We start from the raw sequence: 21,103 nt of genomic DNA, 5'->3' as shown, positions 1-21,103 counted from the left end.
ATTTTCGACTCTACATCTTTGCGTAAGGGAAACCAACATCTTTGCAAAAGACACCTCTTAATAAGGTGAACGCAAAGCGCGGGTTAGACGAACACAACGTGTAATGAAAACTTTTCTTATTCCCTACTCCCTACTCCCTACTCCCCATTCCCCATTCATAGTTCTGGCTGAGACTTGTTAAGTTCAGTAAAAGCATAAGAAGCGATCGCTAAACTAACTTTTGCTTTATCTACTTCTGATAAAGATGTCCACTCGCTATTTTGAAGATTACTGAGTGCGGATGCCGCATTTTGCGATTCGCTACTTCGCATAGCGTAAGCAAAAGGACGAGCCAAAACGATCAGATCCTCTGTTCCCCAAGCTGGTAGTACTGTCTGAACGCACTCAACCAGTTGCTCGCTGATTAATTGGCGAGCAGCAAATATCTCAGCAGCTTTGGTGGCGATGGTGTTGAGCAATATTTGGGGGACACAGACAGAAAAATTTGTACGTAATGTTTCTTGAAGGTTAAGCACTACTGCCTGTTGTCGGTTATAATTGTGGTCAGGTGTCGGAGTAATACTAGACCAAAGTGTATCTAGATGTCCGTAAAAATCTTGCGATCGCCTCATTAGTTCAACACCTTGCAAATCTTCCATTCCGAACTGTTGTTCTAGTTCTTGAAAATAAGCTTCGGAATCTTGATCACTTGGATTCCAGGGATAGTTAGCATCCTCTGGTTCTAGTAACGCTTCTAATAACTCTAAATCTACTTGAGATGGCAAAGATGAGAAAGTGTCTGAGCCATTAATTTTGTGAGCCATATTTTCTTCCCTCATGATTATTTGGTGGTATTGACAGCTACAAGTTCTCAGAGGAGATTTCCGCAAAAAATGTTGATTTTTTCTCCAAAAAAACAGATTTTAAAAGCTAATGCTAAAGACTCAAATTCATTTATGCAATAGCTCTGCTAGGAGTCTTCAATTACAAACTCCCAGGTTTCACCTCTGGCACTTCCAAACTTTAACTGCATCCCCGATTTCAAAGGGACTTCCTCTCGGAGGATTTGTTGCCAGCCATTAGGGCCTAAAAACCAGGTTGTCCCATAGGTGGAAAAATCTTGCAAGTAATAAGTTCGCATCAGTGTAGCATCTGTAAGAGTATTGCGGCAGAAGATTTCGGCGTGGCGTTTGGATACAGATGGTTCGGGGATGACAATATCATTATCTTTCGTGCGGCCGATGCGGGTAACTCCATAACGCAGTAACCAGGTTTTACCTTTTGGAGTCAGCGATCGTAAACTTGCAGTCGGAAGCGAGGAACCGACCTCAGGAATGGCTGTATCTGGAAGTTCGGTAATACCTTCATCCAGATTCTTAATAAGTTCGCCATTAAAATCTGGATGCAGGTAGAGAACAGGCAAAGTCCAAGCAGGTTGATTAAATTTATACAGTGTTAACAACTCTTGCCTAGCTTGTGCTACGGCTTCATCAATTGGCTTGTGCGATCGCAAAGCTTCGGTAAAGGCTTGAATAAAACTGTGGCTTTCATGGTCAGCGATTTCATCGCGCATCCCCAAAACCGCAGGTACACCATGACGAATCAATACTTCTGCTAAACTGCTGGCAGGGATAGCTTGACGATCGACAGCAGCTGGTTGTGCGCCCCAACAGGCGTTGAAAACTGCTAGTTTCACACCTGTACGAGTCAATACTTGCGCCAATTCTATGCCATTGAGGGGCATATCTGGTCGCAAAAACAGTAACCCTCCGTCTGGGTCTGGCAAACCATGTCCAGCGTAAAAGAAAACATTGTATTCTTTGGTTTCTAATTCATCAATCAATTGTTGTGGAGTTGGTTGAATGAGTTTATTCACTACACAAGGCGCATATCTTTGGGAGTTACCAGGCGTATCTGCAAGAGCTTGTTGTAAGATAGCGGCTTCTTGTTCTAGTTGCAGCTTGTCATCATGACCTAAAACCAGCAAAATACTTAAAGCTTGGTCAGTTCGCAAATACGGTAAAGCGTCAACTTCAGTGCTGGTGCGACTAAATAGCAAATCTTGTGAGAGAGACATCGCCGATTGACCAGGCTCACGCTGCATAATTTCCCAAGGGAAAGCGATCAGATCCGGGTCGCGAATTTCTAGTCGAAAGCGCAAACGTGTATGCTGACCCATCGCAATACCGCGACTGCGTTCTAGACTACCAAGAATTTGCCCGTCAAATACCCAGCGCCATAAATTCATTCCCAAGTATTGCATCAGACGACTGCTGTAGGGGCCAGTAGGTTGACCTGAAGGAGGTGAAATCCAATCTATGGGGAATGGGTTGCTCTTTTGAGATGTTGAGTTTGGGGAAATATCTAGGCGACCATGACCAGCAAACATTTGCTGCCATTCTTGCCAGACTTGGGTGAGTTCAACAGGCCATACACAGTCGTGTAAAACGTAGCCACTGGGATATGGAGCCTTGACCACCCAAATGGCGAAGTTGTCAGTGCCAGTATTTACGAGACGGGCGATCGCCAAATTCAGGGATGGCATGGATTCATTAAACTAAAAGCTAAAACAAATAATTTCAAGAGAAGAAAACAGATACGCCAGAATTCAGAATTCAGAATAAATGAGTGAGGGATTTAAACCCGACATTAATTGTGTTGCACCAAATTAGAGAGATGGTAGAGGTTTTGAACTCGGTTATTCATCCACCAGTAGTACATAATTCATTCTGAATTCTGACTCCTGACTCCTGACTCCTGACTCCTGAATTCTGTTTTGATAACAATTCTCCAAGGTGAAAATTTTCTATTTTTTTGACCTTGTAAGTTTTTTACTCTGATTGTTACCTGTTATTATTCCAGGTTTTTACCAGTTTATCGAGTATTTGATTAACTTGGGCTGGTGTCAGATGGTTCGGTAACTGGCGGTTGCGTCACAGTTCTACATGGATTTGGTGCGTCTGATTGTAAAACAACGCCAAAACGGTTGACTTGGGAGGAGTTTAGCAATACTGTTGCTGGCAAAGGTTTTGAATTTGGGGGAACTGAGGTAGTTACAGCTGGGTTTTTAGGATTAGCTGGAGTTTGGGTACTTTTATTGGCACAGACTCGCATAGACACCAAAAAACTGCCAGAAGCAGGATTTGGATTTGATTTTTTCTCAATAACTTCTAAAAAAGTCCCACGGGGGAGTGATTGGTTGTTTCCCAAGGATATGTCATTATTGGTTTTAATTACCCAACCAGAAGAAAGATTAGCTAGCGATCGCGGCGGTGCGGGTGTCGTTTCAATGCCAGGGTTTTGAGTTTGTAAGGGATTGGAAAAAATTGGAGAGGTTCCTCGCAGTTGCTTGACGAACAATCCTAAAAAACCTGCTGCTACCACAAATATTAATGGAACTATCCACTGTAGGGGAAATTGACGAGTTTTAGCCTGTTCAGTGTCTGGAATCACCTGAGTTTTGTGGTTTGGGCTGCCTAAAAGTGTCGCATCTGTCGCCTTGGATGCTAAATCAACAGTTTTGGCAGAATAGCTCTGGGGAATCACTGCTTGGATGGTGATTTCTGGTTCCCAATATTGGACTTGATAGTGAACTAAAGCGACGGTGACATTATCGTGTCCATTTTTAGTATTAGCAATTTCGACTAATCTATCGGCAACAGTTGCTATATTGGCTTCCCCAGCTAAAATCGGCAAAATTTCTGTTTCCCAGTACTCCTCTACGCGATCGAAGTCACTCAAACCATCGGATGTGAGCAGAAAAACGGCATCTTCATCGAGCATAAACCGTCCCGATGTGGGATGCAATGAAGTGCTAGAACCCATCCCCAAAGCTTGGACTAGAGAGCCAGCAGCACTTTGTTGTACTGCCTCGCGGTAAATGGCATAACCTAGCCGCACTTCGCGGGAGGCAACATCATCATCGAGAGTAACTTGATAACAGCCGTGGCGTGTAATCCAGTAGGCACGACTATCGCCGACGTGGGTAATGTACATTTCATGAGCAACAGGCAATGCCATGACTAAAGTCGTGCCCATGCGTTGACGCCCTTGGCGATTTTCGCTGTCATTGCGTTGACTGATTTTGTCATTGGCCATTGCCACTGCCTTATCTAGGTCATTCAGCAGCATTGCAGGGTCTATGTGGTCGTAGGGAACCTTTGTTAGTTGCTGTACCTGCTGCTGGATTGTTTCAATGGCTAAATTTGAAGCGACATTGCCACCCTCGTGTCCACCGATGCCATCACAGACAATTGCTAAGGCTGTTGGCTGGGGTGGTTTGCTCACTGGAGTTCCACTGGGAGGACTACAGGCATCTTCGTTACGTTGACGACTTGGCCCGGTGTCGGTTTTGGTGATAATTTGGATCGTGGGTGTTTGCGATCGCCCTAACCCAGCCAGTCCCCGATCTAAAACTCCGATTAATTGATCGGTTGAATTAATCTCTCCCTGAATTAAAGCCAGGCTAACGCGATTAACAAATTCCGCGATCGCTGGTTTGGCAGTGCTGACCAACTGCTGCCAAAATTCACCTAATTGCGGCAATTCTGGTGATGTGGCGCTGTCAAAACGCAATTCCAATAACCGGACTAACGATCCTTCTACCCGTAATACATTAGAGTCAAGTAAGCTAGAGGCGACACCTTCACTTACTAAAGGTTGCCACAGATGAGCTATTTGCCACAACCAATTTAGTTGGCGCATTGATGTTGCATTACGCCAAGCGGTGGTTAACTCGCTGCCCAAATGAACTTGTTGGATAGTGTCATCTACTAATAGTGGCGGTTTTTCTAAGAGTAATATTTCTCGGTGGAAAGACCCGTCAGCAACAAAAAGCACTCCATATACCTGCGGTACGTGTAAACGGTAGGGAATCAGTCTCAGGTAGGCTTTTAGAGGCTGCAAATTATCTAACTCAGGCGTTAGCGCTAATAAACCAGGCTTCGTATCTAAAAGAACAAATTTATCAACGATTAAATAGCGATCGGCTAATATTTCTCCAGGGCTACCCACGCTTGGGCTATCTACCACAGCCCAGAGATAATTTTTGGGTAGAGGCGTCGAACATCGCTGGCAAAACTTATGAGTCAGGGGGTTGGCAGCCTGACAATTTTCGTTTGGACAGTAGAGCGTTGCCGCGTCATTTTCCATAGTTTTCGCACCGATCAGCGATTGGCAATTTCTTTAATAGCATTAGTAGGGACAATCTAGACCGCTCATCTTTCTTAAACTTGACATACCAAGACTTTAGATGATGATTTTAGCTGGCGGATATCAGCAGGTGCTAATACAAAACTTATCCAAAAAATACGCTCCTAACTCAACCCTACAGCCTAATCATAGCTTCTATTGCCCTGTGACTCTCCATCGCCAAAGCAACTAACTCCAACCCTGTCACCACAGCATAACCCAAGCATAACTGCACGATTTGCTTTTGGTAAATTACCCCATCATCAACAGGCAGATAATGTTGGTATTTATTTAGTTTATAAGTAGGATAGCAAGATTTAACTTTAATTTAATAATTAAGAATAGCAAATATTAATTTTGGCAAAAGTACCCGATCGATGCAGTGACTTTAAATATTTCTTTCGGACTGCTGTTAGTGGCAGGGGGAGGTAGCCAGTGCTGAGTTAAGCAATACAGATAATCGTAGGGGCACAAACATGTTGTGCCCCTAACCATGTACTTCATTTACCTGAAATACGCTGGATGAATTTTTCCACTTTCAGCCGAGACACTTTTAACTCAGCACTCTTTGTAAAGAAGGGTTCAGGCAGCCCGCTACCAACTCATTGGCTTATTGCTTGTCGTCAATGGCAACTTGAGGGATTCCCATGCTGTAATTAGTAACACGGGCAGAAAGATTGTAGCTGACTTCGCCGAGTTGCAGAAGCGATCGCAGATAATGCTCTAAATCTGATCCTACACGGCGCAAGTTATAGTCTGTGAGGTCTGCGCCACTAGATGCTTCTACTAGTTCATCAAATTTTCGATAAATTTTTTGTAGTGCATCTTCATTCCAATTAAATTCGTTATCTGGGTCAACATCTAAGGTTAAGACTTGTTGACTAGGAACTAGATCGCCATCCCGGTCAATTTCACCTGCAAAAATGCGGATATGCCGGGTTGTGGACTTGAGCAGCATCGGGTTATCCATAAAAAGGTGTAAGATTTGCGTGAATTACACTGAAATTATTGTAGACGTTATATCCGAGCTTGAATGCTCTCAATTTAAAAGCTTTGAATGCTGTTTTCAAAGGGTACATTGAATGGTCATAAGTAAAAATATCACCTTTACTGATGAGTTTGCTACTACTGTTATGAGTTGAAGATATATTTAACTGCTAGTACTGACAGTAGTCGAATTATTTTTCTGTAAAAATTAATTGATAAAGTATTTTCATTTAGTCTATAAATCTGACTTACTGCTAAGATTTTTAGATTCAATTAATCCCAAATGGCAGTAAAACAAGGTACTCAGCAGGAATAATTTGATCTGTGTACTTTTTTTATGAAGAACAAAAGTTTTGACATTAATAATTATGCCGAGCAATTTATCCTGAATTTTCTATTGCAAAAAACGTACATCAAGTAATTTCACGCAATAGCGCTACATCGACCGCTGGCTGTAATAAACTCCAAAAATTTCAGCGGTTTTACTTACGTATAAACACTAAAATTTGAGTAACAAGTCAAACTGTTATTGACGTTCACATAAAGTTGATGTAAAAACCTTTAAAAAGGTTGAACAACTTCTTACAGAAACTTTATTGTGTAGAATCTTAAAAACTGAATAATAGTTATGGCTTACCATAAGCTACATCTGGCACAGAAACCTGAAAATCTAGACACTGAAAATCTAGCTTGAAAATACACCACAGGAGAGTGAAATGGAATACAAAGGTGATTGATGAAGAAAAATTCTTAATTCAAGCACTTTGGATTCAAAAGAGATATAAAGAATTTTGCTGGACATCTACCTCCTTACCCTCATGACAACCAAGTAAAGGAATCTCAATAGTTATGAACTCCAAAGCATTACCACGCCAGATAAATAATCTCGAAGTAGGTGTTTATGAGTGTGAAATACATCTCAAATTCCGGTTGATTGAGGAAAAGAGTCTATTGAGCGATCGCGAGCAACTCTTACAGGTGCTACTTGATGCTTTAACCGAAGGTTCTGATGACTTTCTAGAAACGCTACAAGCGTCCGTTAAAGCCCAAGAAGTATCGGAGTTTAAAGCCTCGCCTCAAATGCGACGTCAGCTAATGCGCTTGCGTAATGTCGCGGAAAATTCTCCAACCTAAAGGTGTAATTTCAGTAGTTAAAAACGTGAATTGGGCATCAAATCAAATGTTGATCCCATACCCCCGTTGCCATAAAAACTGAGCAGTCAGTAGATTTCATAAAATATTTTGATTTCTACCTTGTGAAAGTCTTATTTAGCAACAGAAAGTCCCAGGAACAGTTTCCGCTATTAAAAACTTTGTAGCAAAGAATACTGGTAGAATCTGAAAGCAAATTCAGCCGGGTGCATTTTACCGAGTTTTTATCAAAACATTGCAGAATAATAAAACCTTGTGTCTTTACAGATGGGGAATTGGACAACAGGCGCAAATCAAATGAAAACCTAAAAGATAAAAGTAAAAATAATAACCTTTCTTTTAGCTTTTTGCTTAAGCTAAGTGCCTGATTTGCTAAAAGACTTATGTTTTATCTATTACTGGTAATAGGTCACGGTTTAGCAGCCAGTTACCTATTACCGATTACCCAGGAGTAGGGGAGCAGGGGAGCAGGAAAGTGAGGGAGAAGAATTAATAACCAATTACTAATGCCCCATGCCCAATGCCCCATGCCCAATGCCCCATGCCCAATTACGAGATCCACCACCAGGAAATTGGGGTAACAGAATGCCCAATGCCCAATGCCCCATGCCCAATCCCTATTTAGCAAGACCGTGTTCTAGAGCAAAACGAACTAACTCTGTACGGCTATTGGTACCGGTTTTACTAAATAAACGGCTGACGTATTTTTCTACATTGCGGACGCTGGTTTCTAAGCGACGGGCGATTTCTTTGTTCATTAACCCTTCTGCGACCAAATTTAAAACACTTTGTTCTCTGGGAGTCAAATCAATTTTAAAAGGGGCTGGCGATTGGGAAATAGCATTTCTTTGAGTTAACAATGCTTTAATTTGGGAAATCTGATTGGCTAGTTCAGCAAGATCGGGGGTTTCAGCTTCATCTGCCGAACTCGCAGCCTTAGCGGCGCGACGGGCTAGCAAATTTTCGACTATAGCCACTAACTCGTCTGGGTCGAAGGGTTTGGGTAGATAGGCATCAACACCAGCGTGATAGCCTTGAATGCGATCGCCTGTCATACCTTTAGCAGTTAAAAATACTACTGGGAGTGCTTGGAAACGGGGGTCTTCCCGTAGTTGCTTCAGGAATTGATAGCCATCTACTTGAGGCATCATCACATCAGAAATCACTAAATCAGGTGTATTCAGCTGCATCCATTCCCAACCTTCAAGGGCGTTACTGGCGACTTGAACGCTGAAACCGCTCTCTTGCAAATAGTCTTTCACGGCTTCCCGTATCCCTGGTTCATCATCCACCAGTAACAATTGTGCTGACATTTAAAATTCCCTTGAGTTTTCCTTTTTCCAATTTAGCGAAAGTTGGTAAGCATTGAGCAACTTGAATTCACCTCTACCGCCTCAAAAGCTTTTAAAGTTCACAGCTGTGCCTCCATCAACTCTGCTGCTGCATTAACGATTGTGCCTTCATAAGGACGGGGTGTCCGCAAAGTTTTTCAACATTCCCCTATAGCAAGATCCCAACAGTTGATGGTTTCATGTTGGCTACCGCTAAGGAAAGTTGGCTCGTCTTGAATCAAACTAAGCCACCATGTAGTAAGGCAGTCTCTAGTAGCTATGATTCATGATTGCTATGAGAATAAAAAAAGCGTTCTTCTCAATTACGAATTTTTTAATAACCCTTACCATTGAGGATTTTCCATAATTAATGCTTCTGCTGCCGAGCTATTTAACGGAACTGAGAAAAAATGTCCTTGGACATATTGACAGTTTAACTTTCTTAGAACTAATAGTTGCTCTTTTGTCTCTACCCCTTCGGCAAGCACATCCACACCTAGCTTGTGTGCCAAAGTGACAATTATCTCAATAATTTCTAAATTCTTACTATTAGTGCCCATCATGCTGATGAAAGAACGGTCAATTTTCAACACACTAATCGGAAAGTTATAAAGACCACCTAATGAAGAGTAGCCTGTACCAAAGTCATCAATTGATAACTCAATGCCCATCTCTCGAAGTTCTAAAATTGCGGCAGTTACCTTATCGCCATTTTCCACAATTGCCTTTTCAGTAATCTCTAGGATTAGAGTACCAGCATCCAGGCCAGTTGAGTGCAAAATTTGCCCAATCTGCTCTATCAAGTCCGGCTGAGAAAATTGCTTGACGGAGAGATTAACACTAATTTTCTTTAGTAATTTAGAACGATGACATTCCCGCCAAACTTGCATCTGGCGGCAAGCTTCATGCAAAGCCCATTTGCCAATGGAGAAAATTAGTCCAGTTTCCTCTGCTAGGGAAATAAAATCTGCTGGATTAAGTAGACCACGCTCTGGGTGCTGCCAGCGCAATAGAGCCTCAAAACCTAAAATAGAGCCATTAGCGAGCGAAACAATCGGTTGATAATAAACCCGAAATTCTTCGCGTTCAATTGCTCGCCGCAAATCAGTCTCTAACTGCAATCTCGCTAGAGCATCAGCATACATATCTGAGTTGAATAGCTCATAACGCGCTCTGCCTATCATCTTGGCTCGATACATTGCTGTATCTGCATCCCTCAACAGTTCTTCTGGGTGTTGATAGTCTACTGTCGAACTCAACGCAATGCCAATACTTGCCGTGATGAAGACTTCTTGTCCGTCAAGTTCAAAGGGTAATGCCAGTTCCTTCTGAATCCGTTCAGCGACTTTGATAGCATCTGACATATCCTGGATTCCTTCAAGCAGGATTGTAAATTCGTCTCCCCCAAGCCGTGCTGCTGTATCTATGGAGCGTACACATATTTGTAGTCTACTTGCAACAGCAAGCAGCAATTGGTCTCCATTTAGGTGTCCAAGGCTGTCATTGATCACCTTAAACCGATCTAGGTCGATAAATAGTACAGCATATAGATAATCTGAATGCCGTTTTGAATAATTTATCGCATGTTTTAGGCGGTTCATAAATGCAACGCGGTTTGCCAGACCCGTCAGTGTATCGTGAAAAGCAAGGTGCAGTAGTTGTGACTCGACTCTTTTACGTTCTGTAATTTCATTTAGCAATTTCTGATTTGCTTTTACCAGTTCCGCTGTCCGTTCCGCTACCCGTATTTCTAACTCACTGTAAGCTCGGTACAACATTTCTTCAGCTTGTTTGCGTTCACTGATGTTGCACAACAGCCAACGCCACCCAAGGTAATTAAACTCAAGATCGTATACTACAGACGCTTTCACATTAGCAGGGAAAGGCTTTCCTTTCCGTGGCTGTAAGTGAATTTCCCAGTTCAGTATCTCTTGCAAATTGTTTATTTGATAGTTAAAGGACTGGCGGTCTTGTTGAGCAATAAAAAGAATTAATGGTTTACCTACTAAATATTTTTGTTGGACACCGAGCAAAGTTGCTGCTATGTGGTTAGCCTCTTGGATTATTCCGTCAGTATCAGTTACCAAGTAACCATCTGGAGCAAACTCGAACAAATCTTGGTAACGCTGGCGCTCTTTCTCTACTGCCGCTCGTGTTACCTTTAACTCCTCGGAAGCTGTCAATAGTTCTTCCATTGCGGTGTTAAGTTCCTCGAAAGCTTCTGTTATCATCTCCGGTTGTGAGTTCAGCTTAGTTCCATAGCATTTTAATAGTTCCTGTATCTGTGAGTACAATTTATCTATCTGTTGATTAAATCCATCCACTTTCATGTTGCTCAACTCACAAAACTATAAAGCGTAAGTGTGAATGAAGAAAGCAGTGAAAGCAAACTCCATGCTTTCTTCAAGACTTCAGACGCTATTGAGCAGGCAAGGAGAGAAGGTTACTTGAAAGAGCGGACACTCTATAAATAAATATTAAAGAAGTTGGTTTTTTGATTTACTAATTTATCTTTCAATAATCACGAAGCAATCAAATTTGTGCAGCCTCAATCAACTTTTAGCCTTATTTAGTGCCAACCAGCCCTACCTAGTGAAATTTTTATTTTATTAAATACAAGGTACTAAAGTTCAAAGATTAATAACAGCATATTTGCTTTACCTACTTTTGAAAATACTTCTTAAGATACATTCGCTTTTGTGAGCTAAAGAAAGCATAAGGTTCTCAGTCAATGCTTCTAGACTGACAAGAACGTTTTTGCTCAGGTGTTACTGAATTCAGCTATGAAAATGATTTTGCGTAATTTCAAAACCTTTGTAGAGACCAGCAATTGCAACGTCTTTATACCAAAATTTACACATCTAAATCAGCAACGCCTTTTTTCTTAATTACAGTCGAGCAATTATCTTGGCATTCTCTGGTAGCTTGGCCTCTCTTTGTCCAGCAGTACGCGCCCTAGCTGTGAATAAACCAATGGGGGTATTTAATAAATCTACAAGGCTGGCTTGACTAGCGATGCCTGCGACGGGCTTCGCCAAAGCCTTTTTAATATCTCTTGGTACTTCCTTCAATAACCAACGTGCCAAGCGATAGCCGTATTCTCTGGGTGTCATCTCTCGCATTAAATCTACACCGTACAGTTCGTGCAGATAGCGATTTGAACGTCCATAACGCCGCCATTGACTTTGCAGTTCTTGAAGTGTAGCGCGGTGGCGGTGCTGAACGATCGCACTTGGAGCAAATTCCAAACGCCCGATGTTTTCTGCCAAAATCCGCCAACAAATATCAGCATCACCACCAGTAGTTAGATAGGGACGAAATAAACCCACTTTTTCAAAAGCAATGTGCCGAATCGCCAAATTAGCTGTTTGACCATAGGGACGAAAGGAATGGTTAAGGGTATGTTTTTGCGATAAAGTTTCTTGACGGTCTGCGTGTTGTTCTAACAAAGTTGTGCCTGGTAGTGCCAAAATTTCACCAGCAACAATTACTACTTCTGCGTTAACAAAAGGCTGAATTAGTGTGTCTAACCATTGCGGTTGTGGGCGACAATCTGCATCGGTAAAAACCATAATTTCACCCGTAGCGGCGCGAATCCCGGTATTACGAGCAGCGTAAGAGCTTTGAATTTGGGTTTCGCTTAAGGGGCGAATTGTAATTGGGGAATTTTCGGCAGATGTTTTCAGGATGGTGAGAGTGCGATCGCTACTGTTGTTGTCCACCAACAAGTATTCTACCCGGTCTTTTGGGTAAGTTTGAGACAACAGACAATTGATTAACTCTGGTAAATCTGCCTCACCGTTATAAATAGGAACAACCACCGATACCATTGGTAAAAAGCTGGTGGCGGTGGTTGCATCAACTGGTTGATGATTCATAAATCTGAGATTTTGGAGATGGGATTAGTAGTTAGTATTCCCAAACCAAAATCCTGGAACGGCATATCAAGCAGTTTTCATAACTCCAAAAATCTGGATTTGGGAATACTACTATATAAACACCTGGTAACAAATCATTCGCGTCAATTTAAAATTTCAGGTTATCGGCGCGGCTCATGGGTCGAGTCGGTTGATTTGCTGGTGGCTGGGCAAAGTTATTATTTGATAGAATTGCGATCGCTCGAGCATATTGGGGATCGCTCTTAGTTCCAATTAAATTGGGATTAGAAGCCAATTGACGCTCTTGTGCCTCTGTCAAGTCTAGCTTGATATCAGGTGTAATTCCTTTGTGGTTAATATCCGTTCCTGCTGGGGTGTAGTAATGGGCAATGGTGACAGCCAAGCCGGAACCATCTGCGAGTTCATGAACTGACTGGACTAAGGCTTTGCCAAAGGTTTGACCCCCCACGACTACCGCCCGTTTATTATCCTTGAGTGCCCCTGTAAGGATTTCACTAGCACTAGCTGAATTGCCATCCACTAAGACTGCCAAAGGACGATTTGTTAGAGCAGTGCGATTGGCTTTAGTTTCTTCGCTGCTGCCTACACGGTCTATTGTCTTGACAATTCCGCCGTTGTCATACCACATCCGAGCAATTTCAATGCTTGCCTGCAACAAACCGCCAGGATTTCCCCGCAAATCCAAGACATAAGAATCAACTTTCTTAGTGTTCAAATCGCGGATGGCTCGTTGCATTTGGTCTGCGGCGTGGGCGCTAAATTCCCGCAAACGGATATAGCCAACGCGGCGATTCCCTTCTTGTCTGAGGGTATAGCGTACCGTTGGGACTTCAATACTTGCCCTTGTCAGCTTCAAATCAAAGGCATTTTGGCCTGCGCGTCCTAATCTTAGCTTAATCGGAGTACCCGCTTTGCCACGGATGAGCTTAGAAGCATCATCCACTTTCATTTTGAGAGTGGATTTGCCGTCAATTGCTAAAATTTGATCGCCTGCTTTGATTCCAGCTTTCAGCGCCGGAGAGTTTTCTATGGCTTCGACAACGGTGAGCTGCTGAGTTTTTTCGTTCACTTCCATCCGAATGCCGATACCAGAGACTTCCCCAGATGTTTGGCTAGTTAGAGCTTCAAATTGTTGGGGGTCCATGAACCGAGTGTAAGGATCTCCTAACTTTTGTAAAGCTTCGCGGATGGCAGTGTATGCTTCTTCCTTAGAAGAGTAGTCTTTGCTCAACAAGCTTTGCCTGGTTGCTTGCCAATCTTGTTGATTAAATTTGCCATCAACATATTCATGATTTACCAGTTGCCAAACTTGGTCAACTATCACTTTTGGGCTGTCTTGGAGGGCTAGAGCAGCACGGACACCACGAGTCCAAGCGGGGCCGAATACAGACATGGTAGCAGTTGTGGCGATCGCTCCACCAATCAAGGCTACTTGGAGCGGTGAGTAACTTTTCGCAGATTGGTTCATGTATACTTAGCTGGAATAATTGTGTTGTTGACAGTTTAGCAATCAGGCTTTCCAGAAATTTTTAAGTTTTTATACCCCAGAATCAACTATGCTCCTTCATCATTTTTATCCTTAAATGATGCCCAAAATGCCGCATTAGTTATTAACAATCATTTCTCAGTTTGTTAGTCTACTCCGGAAGGCTATACTGAGCGTGTGACACTTTAATTAGCGTCATATTTGCATTCTAGATTACTTTTATAAGATAGCACTTTGCTCACTGAATTGCAGTACTGTTATACAGCAATAAAATCAGTTTTTCTTACTTAAGTCATGAAACGCAAATTTACCAACAAATCATTAATTTCTATTAAAAAAAAATCTGCTAATCTGTGGCAATTGTTACAAAAACTCAGTGGTGGATTGTACGTTGTCCTGGGTGTTTGGCTGATTTTCACTACTATAACCTTAGTTTTTGCTTCTTCGCAGCCAGTAGATGCGTTCTTTGTGCTTGGTGGCAGTATTCGTCGAGAAACTTATGTTGCCCAACTAGCAAAACAATACCCGCAAACCCCAATTTTAATTTCTCATGGTTCCCCAGATCCCTGTATACGGTTAATTTTTGAGGCAGAATTAGCAGAGTTACAAAACGTTTGGTTAGAAAAATGCGCGAATTCTACCTTTGAAAATTTTTATTATGGTATTCCAATTTTGCGCCGTTGGGGAGTGCATAAAGTCATGTTGATTACCTCGCCAAGTCATTTACCCAGAGCTAAATGGATGGCACAGGTTCTTTTTGGCGCTCATGGTATTTGGGTTGAGCCAGAAATTGTTCAGGAGTCGGGTATTCCTGGTAATCGGGAATCTTGGACAAAAACTGGATTAGATGTAACGCGCAGCTTATTTTGGGCGATTTTAAGTCAAATTATTCAACCGCAATGCTCAAATGTGACAAAACTTACTGATGTAGATATGCAAGCTTGGGAGCATCGAGGTTTCCATTGTGAACACCAAGGAGGGTTGAGGAGGTAACTTACTCGTAATGCGTCCACATCCGAATTATCTTGACTACTTGCTCGGATTCAATGACCTCATATACCAATCGATGCTGTATATTTATCCTACGAGAATAAGCACCTGATAAGTCACCAACCAGCTTTTCATAAGGTGGAGGATTTTGAAAAGGATTTTCTTTAAGGACTGCGAGTAATTCCTCGGCCTTTTCCTTTAAGTTACTAGAAGCTAATTTCTTTGCGTCTTTTTGCGCTTGTTTTGTATAAATTCAACCTCCAACTCGCTCCTTCGGGGTTTGCAAGTGGCTCCTCAGAAGCTTGCTGACTCACCAATCTAACTCCCCATCACATTCTTGGATCGGGGTTGCTAGTCCTTCTTTTATAGATTCTCGCATTCCAGGGACAGATAATAAGTAAAGAGTCTCTTGAATTGCAGACCAATCTTTTTCCGCTAGCAGAATTGCATTACCACGATCGCCTCGAATGATCACAGGTTTACCCTGCTCTGCAACTTGGTCGATGATCTCTTGCAAATTATTTTGAGCGTCGTTGACAGGAAGCGAAGACATCATAACTTTTTTAACTCACGATAACTTTAATTTAGTTTACTCATCCTACAAAAAATCACTTTGTTTTTTTGATAGCATGATAACCGTGTCATCATGCTAATTATGATAGTATCATTTAAGGATCGAGGAACCGAAGATATTTTTGATGGCAATGACTCAAAGGAAGCTCGAAAGCAATGTCCTATATACTGTTGGGAAGTTGCACGGAGAAAATTAGATCAAATCAATGCAGCGTTATCTCTAGATGACATGAAAGTTCCACCAGGTAACAGGTTAGAGATACTAAAAGGTGAGCGTAAAGGTCAGCATAGCATTCGGATTAATGACCAATATCGAATTTGCTTTATATGGACACTCCAGGGTGCATCAGAAGTTGAAATAGTCGATTACCATTAGGAGGTAACAACAGATGAGAGTTCCAAAGTATAGACCTCCATCACATCCAGGTGAAATATTACTTAAAGATTTTCTAGACCCAATGGGAATCACCCAAAGAGAACTTGCAGATGCACTTCACGTTCCTTATCAGCGAATAAATGAGCTTGTAAATCAAAAGCGAGGTATTACACCTAGTACGGCAGTAAGGTTATCAAAATTTTTCGGAAATAGCTCAGAGTTTTGGTTAAACCTCCAACAAAATTGGGAACTTTACCACGTTCTCAAGGAAGAAGAAGAGGAACTAAAAAGTATTTTGCAATTTGGAACCACGAAGTAGCGATCGCTTGAAAAATTAAGCAGTATATTTGCATAAAATAATCACAATTAGGCAAAGGTGAAGAAAATCTTACTCTCCACCTCTGAGCTTGTTATTAAACATCGCTTCTGCTGATTGCATCCAATGGAGAATCAATGCAAAAGTTCCCAATCTTGCAGCATCAAAATAGCATCTCTATACAAAGACAAATCTACCTGGTTAACTTCTATTCCCTCTCCGATTCCTTGTAGAAGGGTAATTGTCAATTTTCCTCCCAAATGTTCGCGGAATTCCGTAAGCCCCCTAAATAGACAATGCGGATGGTCTAGTCGATCTAATTGCTCTGTCAATGCCGATATGTACAAAGTAAAGCCTAATTTTTTGAGTGTAGTTAGAACCCTTTGCCACTCTGATTGCAAGAGTTGCCCTGTTAAATATGAATAGGTTGTATCTAAAGCGATGCCGATCGCAACAGCTTCACCGTGACGTAAGCTGTAATTAGTTAAATGCTCCAGTTTGTGAGCAGCCCAGTGTCCAAAGTCTAAAGGACGCGATGAACCCATTTCAAAGGGATCGCCACTACCAGCAATATGCTCTAAGTGCAACTGAGAACAGCGATAGATCAGTCTTTCCATTATGTCCATGTCTCGATTAGCCAATTTATCGGCATTAGTCATAATGAAATCGAAGAAATCTGCATCTTTAATCAACGCTACTTTTACCGCTTCTGCAATACCCGATCGCCAATCTCGATCGTCGAGGCTAGTAAGAAAATCAAAGTCATTCAAGACAGCATAAGGTGGCATGAATGTACCCAAAAAGTTTTTCTTACCAAAGGCATTGATTCCATTTTTTACTCCTACACCCGAATCATTTTGCCCTAATACTGTTGTCGGTACTCGTAGTAGCCGAATTCCTCGGTGAGCTGTTGTTGCTGCGTATCCTGCCATGTCTAGGACAGCTCCACCTCCAATTGCTAAAACGTAGGAGTGACGGCATAATCCAGCTGTATTGATCCGCTGATGAATTTGCTCTATAAATCTAGAATCGTTCTTGACTGCTTCTCCACCTGGAACTACTATCGGCTCACCGCTCAGTGTTAATATATCTTCATAGTATTGGGCATAGGCTGATAATTTTTTTAACAGCCCATCTTGATACTGTAAAAATCCTCCATCTACCACTGCTAGTATTTGTTTTGGGGTTGTCTCCCCATCTGTGGCGATCGCTTGTGCAAGTAAAGGATTATCTAAGTGAAACAGACCTCTAGTGAAGTGAACATCATAATTGAAGCTAACACGAACACATTGGTTAATTGGTTGTAGATTAAGAGTGTTTTTTTGTTGAATAGCCATTTGAATATTATTACTTTCTAAGTAATTGTAAATATATACACTATCGCAATTAAATTAACAGCAATATAAACAGAATAAATCTATCACGTAATTCAAAATTTAAATGAACTACTAAACGAATCTATTTACTAAATTAATCATACTTTTGAAGGATTTCACCTAATAGATAAAATTTAAAATAACATGAATTTACAATTTATATTAATGCCTATCCTTTATATATGAGGTTAGTAATGGAGATCATTATTACATAAAATTCTAATTTTTTTCCGTAAGATAAATTGAGTATTTATCTAATCAAAATGGTATCTTTACAGTATCTTCTTTAAAGTCAGGAGATTTTTATAGATTCAGTGAAGTTATGATCCCAGTAGTATATTACCTAACTGCTTTAAACCCAAAATATCAAGTTTAGTGCTATATTTTATACTTGGTTGTCACAAATAAGTTGGGCAACTTATCCTGAATTTATCATGAGTAAAGTAAACAAATTACTGCATCATTGGCTGTTAAAGTCTGTTTCAGAGAAAGCTTTTACTTGGTTGGAACAGAAGCAAGCACAGATTGCTAGCGGCACTGCTGAGAGAGTGTTTTTTACGGCTTTTAGTGCTGTGCCGCGTTATCTAGGTAAACAGGATTTGCAGCTAACATTCCAAGACTTGGAAGCAGCAGAGGATCTGATCCCCGGCTGGTATCCTGGTAATTGGAGTGTAGATCAAGCGGGTCGCACACTTTTGCTTTTAGCTTTGCCCCACGATGATGCTGAGGTCTATGTGCGATCGCTCGATCGAGTCTTCTCCACTGCCGATATGGGGGAGTTAGTTGCCCTTTATCAAAGTTTGCCGCTACTACCACATCCAGAGTTACATCGCCATCGTACTGCTGAGGGAATTCGCAGCAATATGAGTAATGTATTTCAAGCCATAGCACTACGTAACCCTTATCCAGCGAATTATTTAGATAATGCTGCCTGGAATCAGATGGTTCTGAAGGCTGTGTTTGTCGGCAGTCCGTTGCATTTAATTTGGGGTCTAGATCGGCGTGCTAATCCAGAATTGGCGAGGATGTTGGCAGACTATGCCCATGAACGTTGGGCAGCTAAACGCACAGTTACGCCAGAACTTTGGCGACCTGTAGGACGATTTGCCGATAGCGCCATCATCACAGATTTGGAAAAAGTACTAGCTAATGGGGATATACACGAGCAAGAAGCAGCAGCCTTAGCTTGTGCTGAGTCTCCTTTACCGCAAGCGCAAGCATTACTTTCTCATTACCCAGATTTACAGTCATCCATTCAACAAGGTAATCTGACTTGGAGCAGTTTTAGCCGCAAATGAAGGGAGTGGGGAGTGGGGACTGGGGACTGGGGAAGAAGCAAGGGAGCAGGGGAGAAATCAATTCAAAATTCACGCATTCAAAATTCAAACATTGTAGAACTTCTGCCTCCTGCCTCGTCTTTCCCAATGCCCAATCCCCAATGCCCAATTCCCAATTCCCAATCCCCAATCCCCAATCCCCAATCCCCAATTATTAAAACTATGATGTTTATCGATCCTCACATTCACATGTGTTCCCGTACTACTTACGATTACTTAGTAATGCGGGAATATGGAATTGTTGCCGTTATTGAACCAGCCTTTTGGTTAGGACAACCCCGAACTAACGCTGGCTCATTTAAAGACTACTTCAGTAGTCTTGTGGGCTGGGAACGGTTTCGTGCTAGTCAGTTTGGCATCCAACACTACTGCACAATCGGCCTAAATCCGAAAGAAGCTAACAATGAAGCGCTAGCAGCTGAAGTTATGGAACTGCTACCACTTTATGCCTGTAAAGAAGGAGTTGTTGCCATTGGTGAAATTGGCTATGACGATATGACAGAAGCAGAGGATAAGTACTTTTGTCGACAGTTAGAATTAGCCAAAGAACTCGATACATTAGTACTAATTCATACTCCTCACCGTAATAAAAAGGCGGGTGCTAGTCGGAGTATGGATCGCTGTATTGAATATGGCTTAGATCCTTCACAAGTAGTTATCGATCACAACAACGAAGAAACTGTTGAAGAAGTATTAGGGCGGGGTTTTTGGGCGGCTTTCACGATTTACCCACAGACGAAGATGGGTAACGCCCGAATGGTAGAAGTTGTCCGCAAATATGGATGCGATCGCATCATTGTAGATAGTAGTGCTGATTGGGGTATTAGCGATCCTTTGGCAGTCCCGAAAACGGCTCAGCTGATGTTAGATAGGGGTATCCCTGAAGAACACGTGCGAGCAGTTTGTTATGAAAATGCTCTAGCTGCTTACAGTCAAACTGGGCAGATGAAAGCTTCAGATTGGCTCAATCCTCAATCTATCGATCAACGTCAAATGTTCAGTGGTAATTCTGTGCTACGGGGACAAGAACCAGGAATCAAATCAGTTTCAGATTTTGTATTGATTGAATAGAAAATTGGCAGTGAGGAGTGTATAAATATCTGGTTCATTTGTAATATGCGGTTTATTTTGAGAAATACTTAGGCACGGAGGCAGATAAGTGAATGTTGCAAGCTTAAATTTTCAAAGCTGGCGGGGTTATCTGGAATTGATGCGTCCTGCTAATATTGTTACTGCTTGGGCGGATATTCTTCTAGGCTTTGCTGCTTCTGGTTCTGGAATTATTTTTACCAAATTAATTAATGGCGAAGCAACTTTTGCCATCTTAATTCCATTAGCTTGGTTGTTATTGGCGACAACTGGTTTATACGGTGGCGGGATAGTTTTTAACGATGTTTTCGATGCCGAATTAGATGCCAAAGAGCGACCAAATAGAGCAATTCCTAGTGGTCGCGTATCTCGTCAAAATGCTACTTTCTTGGGGAGTATACTGTTTGCAATTGGGATTATAGCTGCTTTTCAAGTATCGTTGTTGAGTGCTGCGATCGCAACATTTATTACTCTTTCATGCCTCCTTTATAACTCACTCGCCAAACATCATCCTTTTTTCGGCCCTTTAAATATGGGTTTGTGCCGTGGCAGTAACTTATTATTAGGCGTAAGTGCTGTACCAGAAATAATCGGAGAACGTTGGTATTTAGCGCTGATTCCTGTTCTTTATATTGCTGCTATCACGGCAATTAGTCAGGGTGAAGTTCACGGAGGAAAGAAGATTACGGGAGTACTCGCGCTACTTCTAATTGCAATAGTTTTGACAGCAGTTTTAGCTTTAGGATTATTAGAAAAGTATAGAGCGATCGCAGCCCTACCATTCGCTATTTTCTTAGCTATCAGAATCTTGCCTAACTTTATCAAAGCAGCGCGCAAACCGATAGCTGAAAATATCAGAAATGCTGTGAGAATAGGTGTTTTATCTCTAATAGTATTAGATGCAACCGTTGCATCTGGTTTTGCTGGTTTGTATTACGGTTTATTTGTTCTAATTTTGCTACCATTTTCTATGAAGTTAGCAAAGGTATTTGCTGTTACTTAAATTTGAATGTATACACCCA

At 41.7% G+C, this 21,103-nt stretch carries 18 protein-coding genes; 7 read left to right on the top strand and 11 right to left on the bottom strand.

Annotation, left to right across the window (positions count from 1 at the left end):
* Positions 1-155: 155 nt before the first annotated feature.
* From RMZ95_RS23525 to RMZ95_RS23510, 4 genes are all read right to left on the bottom strand, one after another.
* Positions 156-803: a hypothetical protein gene (locus tag RMZ95_RS23525; protein ID WP_322700231.1), complete on the bottom strand. Its 648-nt coding sequence runs from the start codon at positions 801-803 to the stop codon at positions 156-158.
* 146 nt (positions 804-949) lie between these two features.
* A complete protein-coding gene (locus RMZ95_RS23520) occupies positions 950-2,524 on the bottom strand; it encodes a CHAT domain-containing protein (protein ID WP_322671515.1) in 1,575 nt (524 codons plus the stop codon).
* 344 nt (positions 2,525-2,868) lie between these two features.
* Positions 2,869-5,130, bottom strand: a complete 2,262-nt coding sequence (locus RMZ95_RS23515) for a protein phosphatase 2C domain-containing protein (protein ID WP_409883587.1) — start codon at positions 5,128-5,130, stop codon at positions 2,869-2,871.
* 649 nt (positions 5,131-5,779) lie between these two features.
* The gene (locus RMZ95_RS23510; RefSeq protein WP_322671517.1) at positions 5,780-6,139 is read right to left on the bottom strand and encodes an NAD(P)H-quinone oxidoreductase subunit M; all 360 of its coding nucleotides are present in this window, start codon (positions 6,137-6,139) and stop codon (positions 5,780-5,782) included.
* A gap of 866 nt (positions 6,140-7,005) precedes the next feature.
* Here RMZ95_RS23510 and RMZ95_RS23505 point away from each other — a divergent pair.
* Positions 7,006-7,290 (top strand): Npun_R1517 family heterocyst differentiation transcriptional regulator, encoded by a 285-nt coding sequence (locus RMZ95_RS23505; protein WP_094350942.1) that lies wholly within the window; start codon positions 7,006-7,008, stop codon positions 7,288-7,290.
* A 635-nt stretch (positions 7,291-7,925) separates the two neighbouring features.
* On the opposite strand, the gene RMZ95_RS23500 is transcribed toward RMZ95_RS23505, so the two are convergent.
* From RMZ95_RS23500 to ctpB, 4 genes are all read right to left on the bottom strand, one after another.
* Complete coding sequence (locus RMZ95_RS23500) at positions 7,926-8,621, bottom strand: response regulator (RefSeq protein WP_409883585.1); 696 nt, start codon at positions 8,619-8,621, stop codon at positions 7,926-7,928.
* 362 nt (positions 8,622-8,983) lie between these two features.
* The gene (locus RMZ95_RS23495; protein WP_409883583.1) at positions 8,984-10,969 is read right to left on the bottom strand and encodes a putative bifunctional diguanylate cyclase/phosphodiesterase; all 1,986 of its coding nucleotides are present in this window, start codon (positions 10,967-10,969) and stop codon (positions 8,984-8,986) included.
* 558 nt (positions 10,970-11,527) lie between these two features.
* Complete coding sequence (locus RMZ95_RS23490) at positions 11,528-12,517, bottom strand: glycosyltransferase (RefSeq protein WP_409883581.1); 990 nt, start codon at positions 12,515-12,517, stop codon at positions 11,528-11,530.
* Between the two features lie 148 nt (positions 12,518-12,665).
* Positions 12,666-14,006, bottom strand: coding sequence for a carboxyl-terminal processing protease CtpB (gene ctpB, locus RMZ95_RS23485; protein WP_322671521.1), 1,341 nt, complete (start codon positions 14,004-14,006; stop codon positions 12,666-12,668).
* Between the two features lie 312 nt (positions 14,007-14,318).
* Between ctpB and RMZ95_RS23480 the strand changes: the two genes are divergently transcribed.
* Entirely contained in the window at positions 14,319-15,017 is a 699-nt protein-coding gene (locus tag RMZ95_RS23480; RefSeq protein WP_322690863.1) for a YdcF family protein, read from the top strand.
* Position 15,018: 1 nt separating this feature from the next.
* On the opposite strand, the gene RMZ95_RS23475 is transcribed toward RMZ95_RS23480, so the two are convergent.
* Both RMZ95_RS23475 and RMZ95_RS23470 read right to left on the bottom strand, forming a co-directional pair.
* Positions 15,019-15,267 (bottom strand): Txe/YoeB family addiction module toxin, encoded by a 249-nt coding sequence (locus RMZ95_RS23475; protein WP_322671560.1) that lies wholly within the window; start codon positions 15,265-15,267, stop codon positions 15,019-15,021.
* Between the two features lie 57 nt (positions 15,268-15,324).
* Positions 15,325-15,567 carry a type II toxin-antitoxin system Phd/YefM family antitoxin gene (locus RMZ95_RS23470; protein ID WP_409883614.1) on the bottom strand — a complete coding sequence of 81 codons (243 nt, stop codon included), beginning with the start codon at positions 15,565-15,567 and terminating at the stop codon, positions 15,325-15,327.
* A gap of 102 nt (positions 15,568-15,669) precedes the next feature.
* Between RMZ95_RS23470 and RMZ95_RS23465 the strand changes: the two genes are divergently transcribed.
* Both RMZ95_RS23465 and RMZ95_RS23460 read left to right on the top strand, forming a co-directional pair.
* Positions 15,670-15,963 carry a type II toxin-antitoxin system RelE/ParE family toxin gene (locus RMZ95_RS23465; RefSeq protein WP_322701613.1) on the top strand — a complete coding sequence of 98 codons (294 nt, stop codon included), beginning with the start codon at positions 15,670-15,672 and terminating at the stop codon, positions 15,961-15,963.
* A gap of 13 nt (positions 15,964-15,976) precedes the next feature.
* A complete protein-coding gene (locus RMZ95_RS23460) occupies positions 15,977-16,282 on the top strand; it encodes a HigA family addiction module antitoxin (RefSeq protein ID WP_322690859.1) in 306 nt (101 codons plus the stop codon).
* A 131-nt stretch (positions 16,283-16,413) separates the two neighbouring features.
* On the opposite strand, the gene RMZ95_RS23455 is transcribed toward RMZ95_RS23460, so the two are convergent.
* Positions 16,414-17,616, bottom strand: a complete 1,203-nt coding sequence (locus tag RMZ95_RS23455; protein WP_409883578.1) for a 3-dehydroquinate synthase — start codon at positions 17,614-17,616, stop codon at positions 16,414-16,416.
* 473 nt (positions 17,617-18,089) lie between these two features.
* On the opposite strand from RMZ95_RS23455, the gene RMZ95_RS23450 reads away from it, so the two are divergent.
* From RMZ95_RS23450 to eboC, 3 genes are all read left to right on the top strand, one after another.
* On the top strand, positions 18,090-18,953 hold the full coding sequence (locus tag RMZ95_RS23450) for an EboA family metabolite traffic protein (protein WP_409883576.1): 864 nt from the start codon (positions 18,090-18,092) through the stop codon (positions 18,951-18,953).
* A 12-nt stretch (positions 18,954-18,965) separates the two neighbouring features.
* Positions 18,966-20,063 carry a TatD family hydrolase gene (locus RMZ95_RS23445; RefSeq protein ID WP_409883573.1) on the top strand — a complete coding sequence of 366 codons (1,098 nt, stop codon included), beginning with the start codon at positions 18,966-18,968 and terminating at the stop codon, positions 20,061-20,063.
* Positions 20,064-20,151: 88 nt separating this feature from the next.
* Positions 20,152-21,084, top strand: a complete 933-nt coding sequence (gene eboC, locus RMZ95_RS23440; protein ID WP_409883571.1) for a UbiA-like protein EboC — start codon at positions 20,152-20,154, stop codon at positions 21,082-21,084.
* Positions 21,085-21,103: the final 19 nt, after the last annotated feature.

Source organism: Nostoc sp. DedQUE07 (assembly GCF_034530975.2).
In the GTDB taxonomy this organism is placed as follows: Bacteria; Cyanobacteriota; Cyanobacteriia; order Cyanobacteriales; family Nostocaceae; genus Nostoc.
The sequence above is the reverse complement of the archived record's forward strand: the minus strand, read 5'-3'. Positions and strand labels throughout refer to the sequence as shown.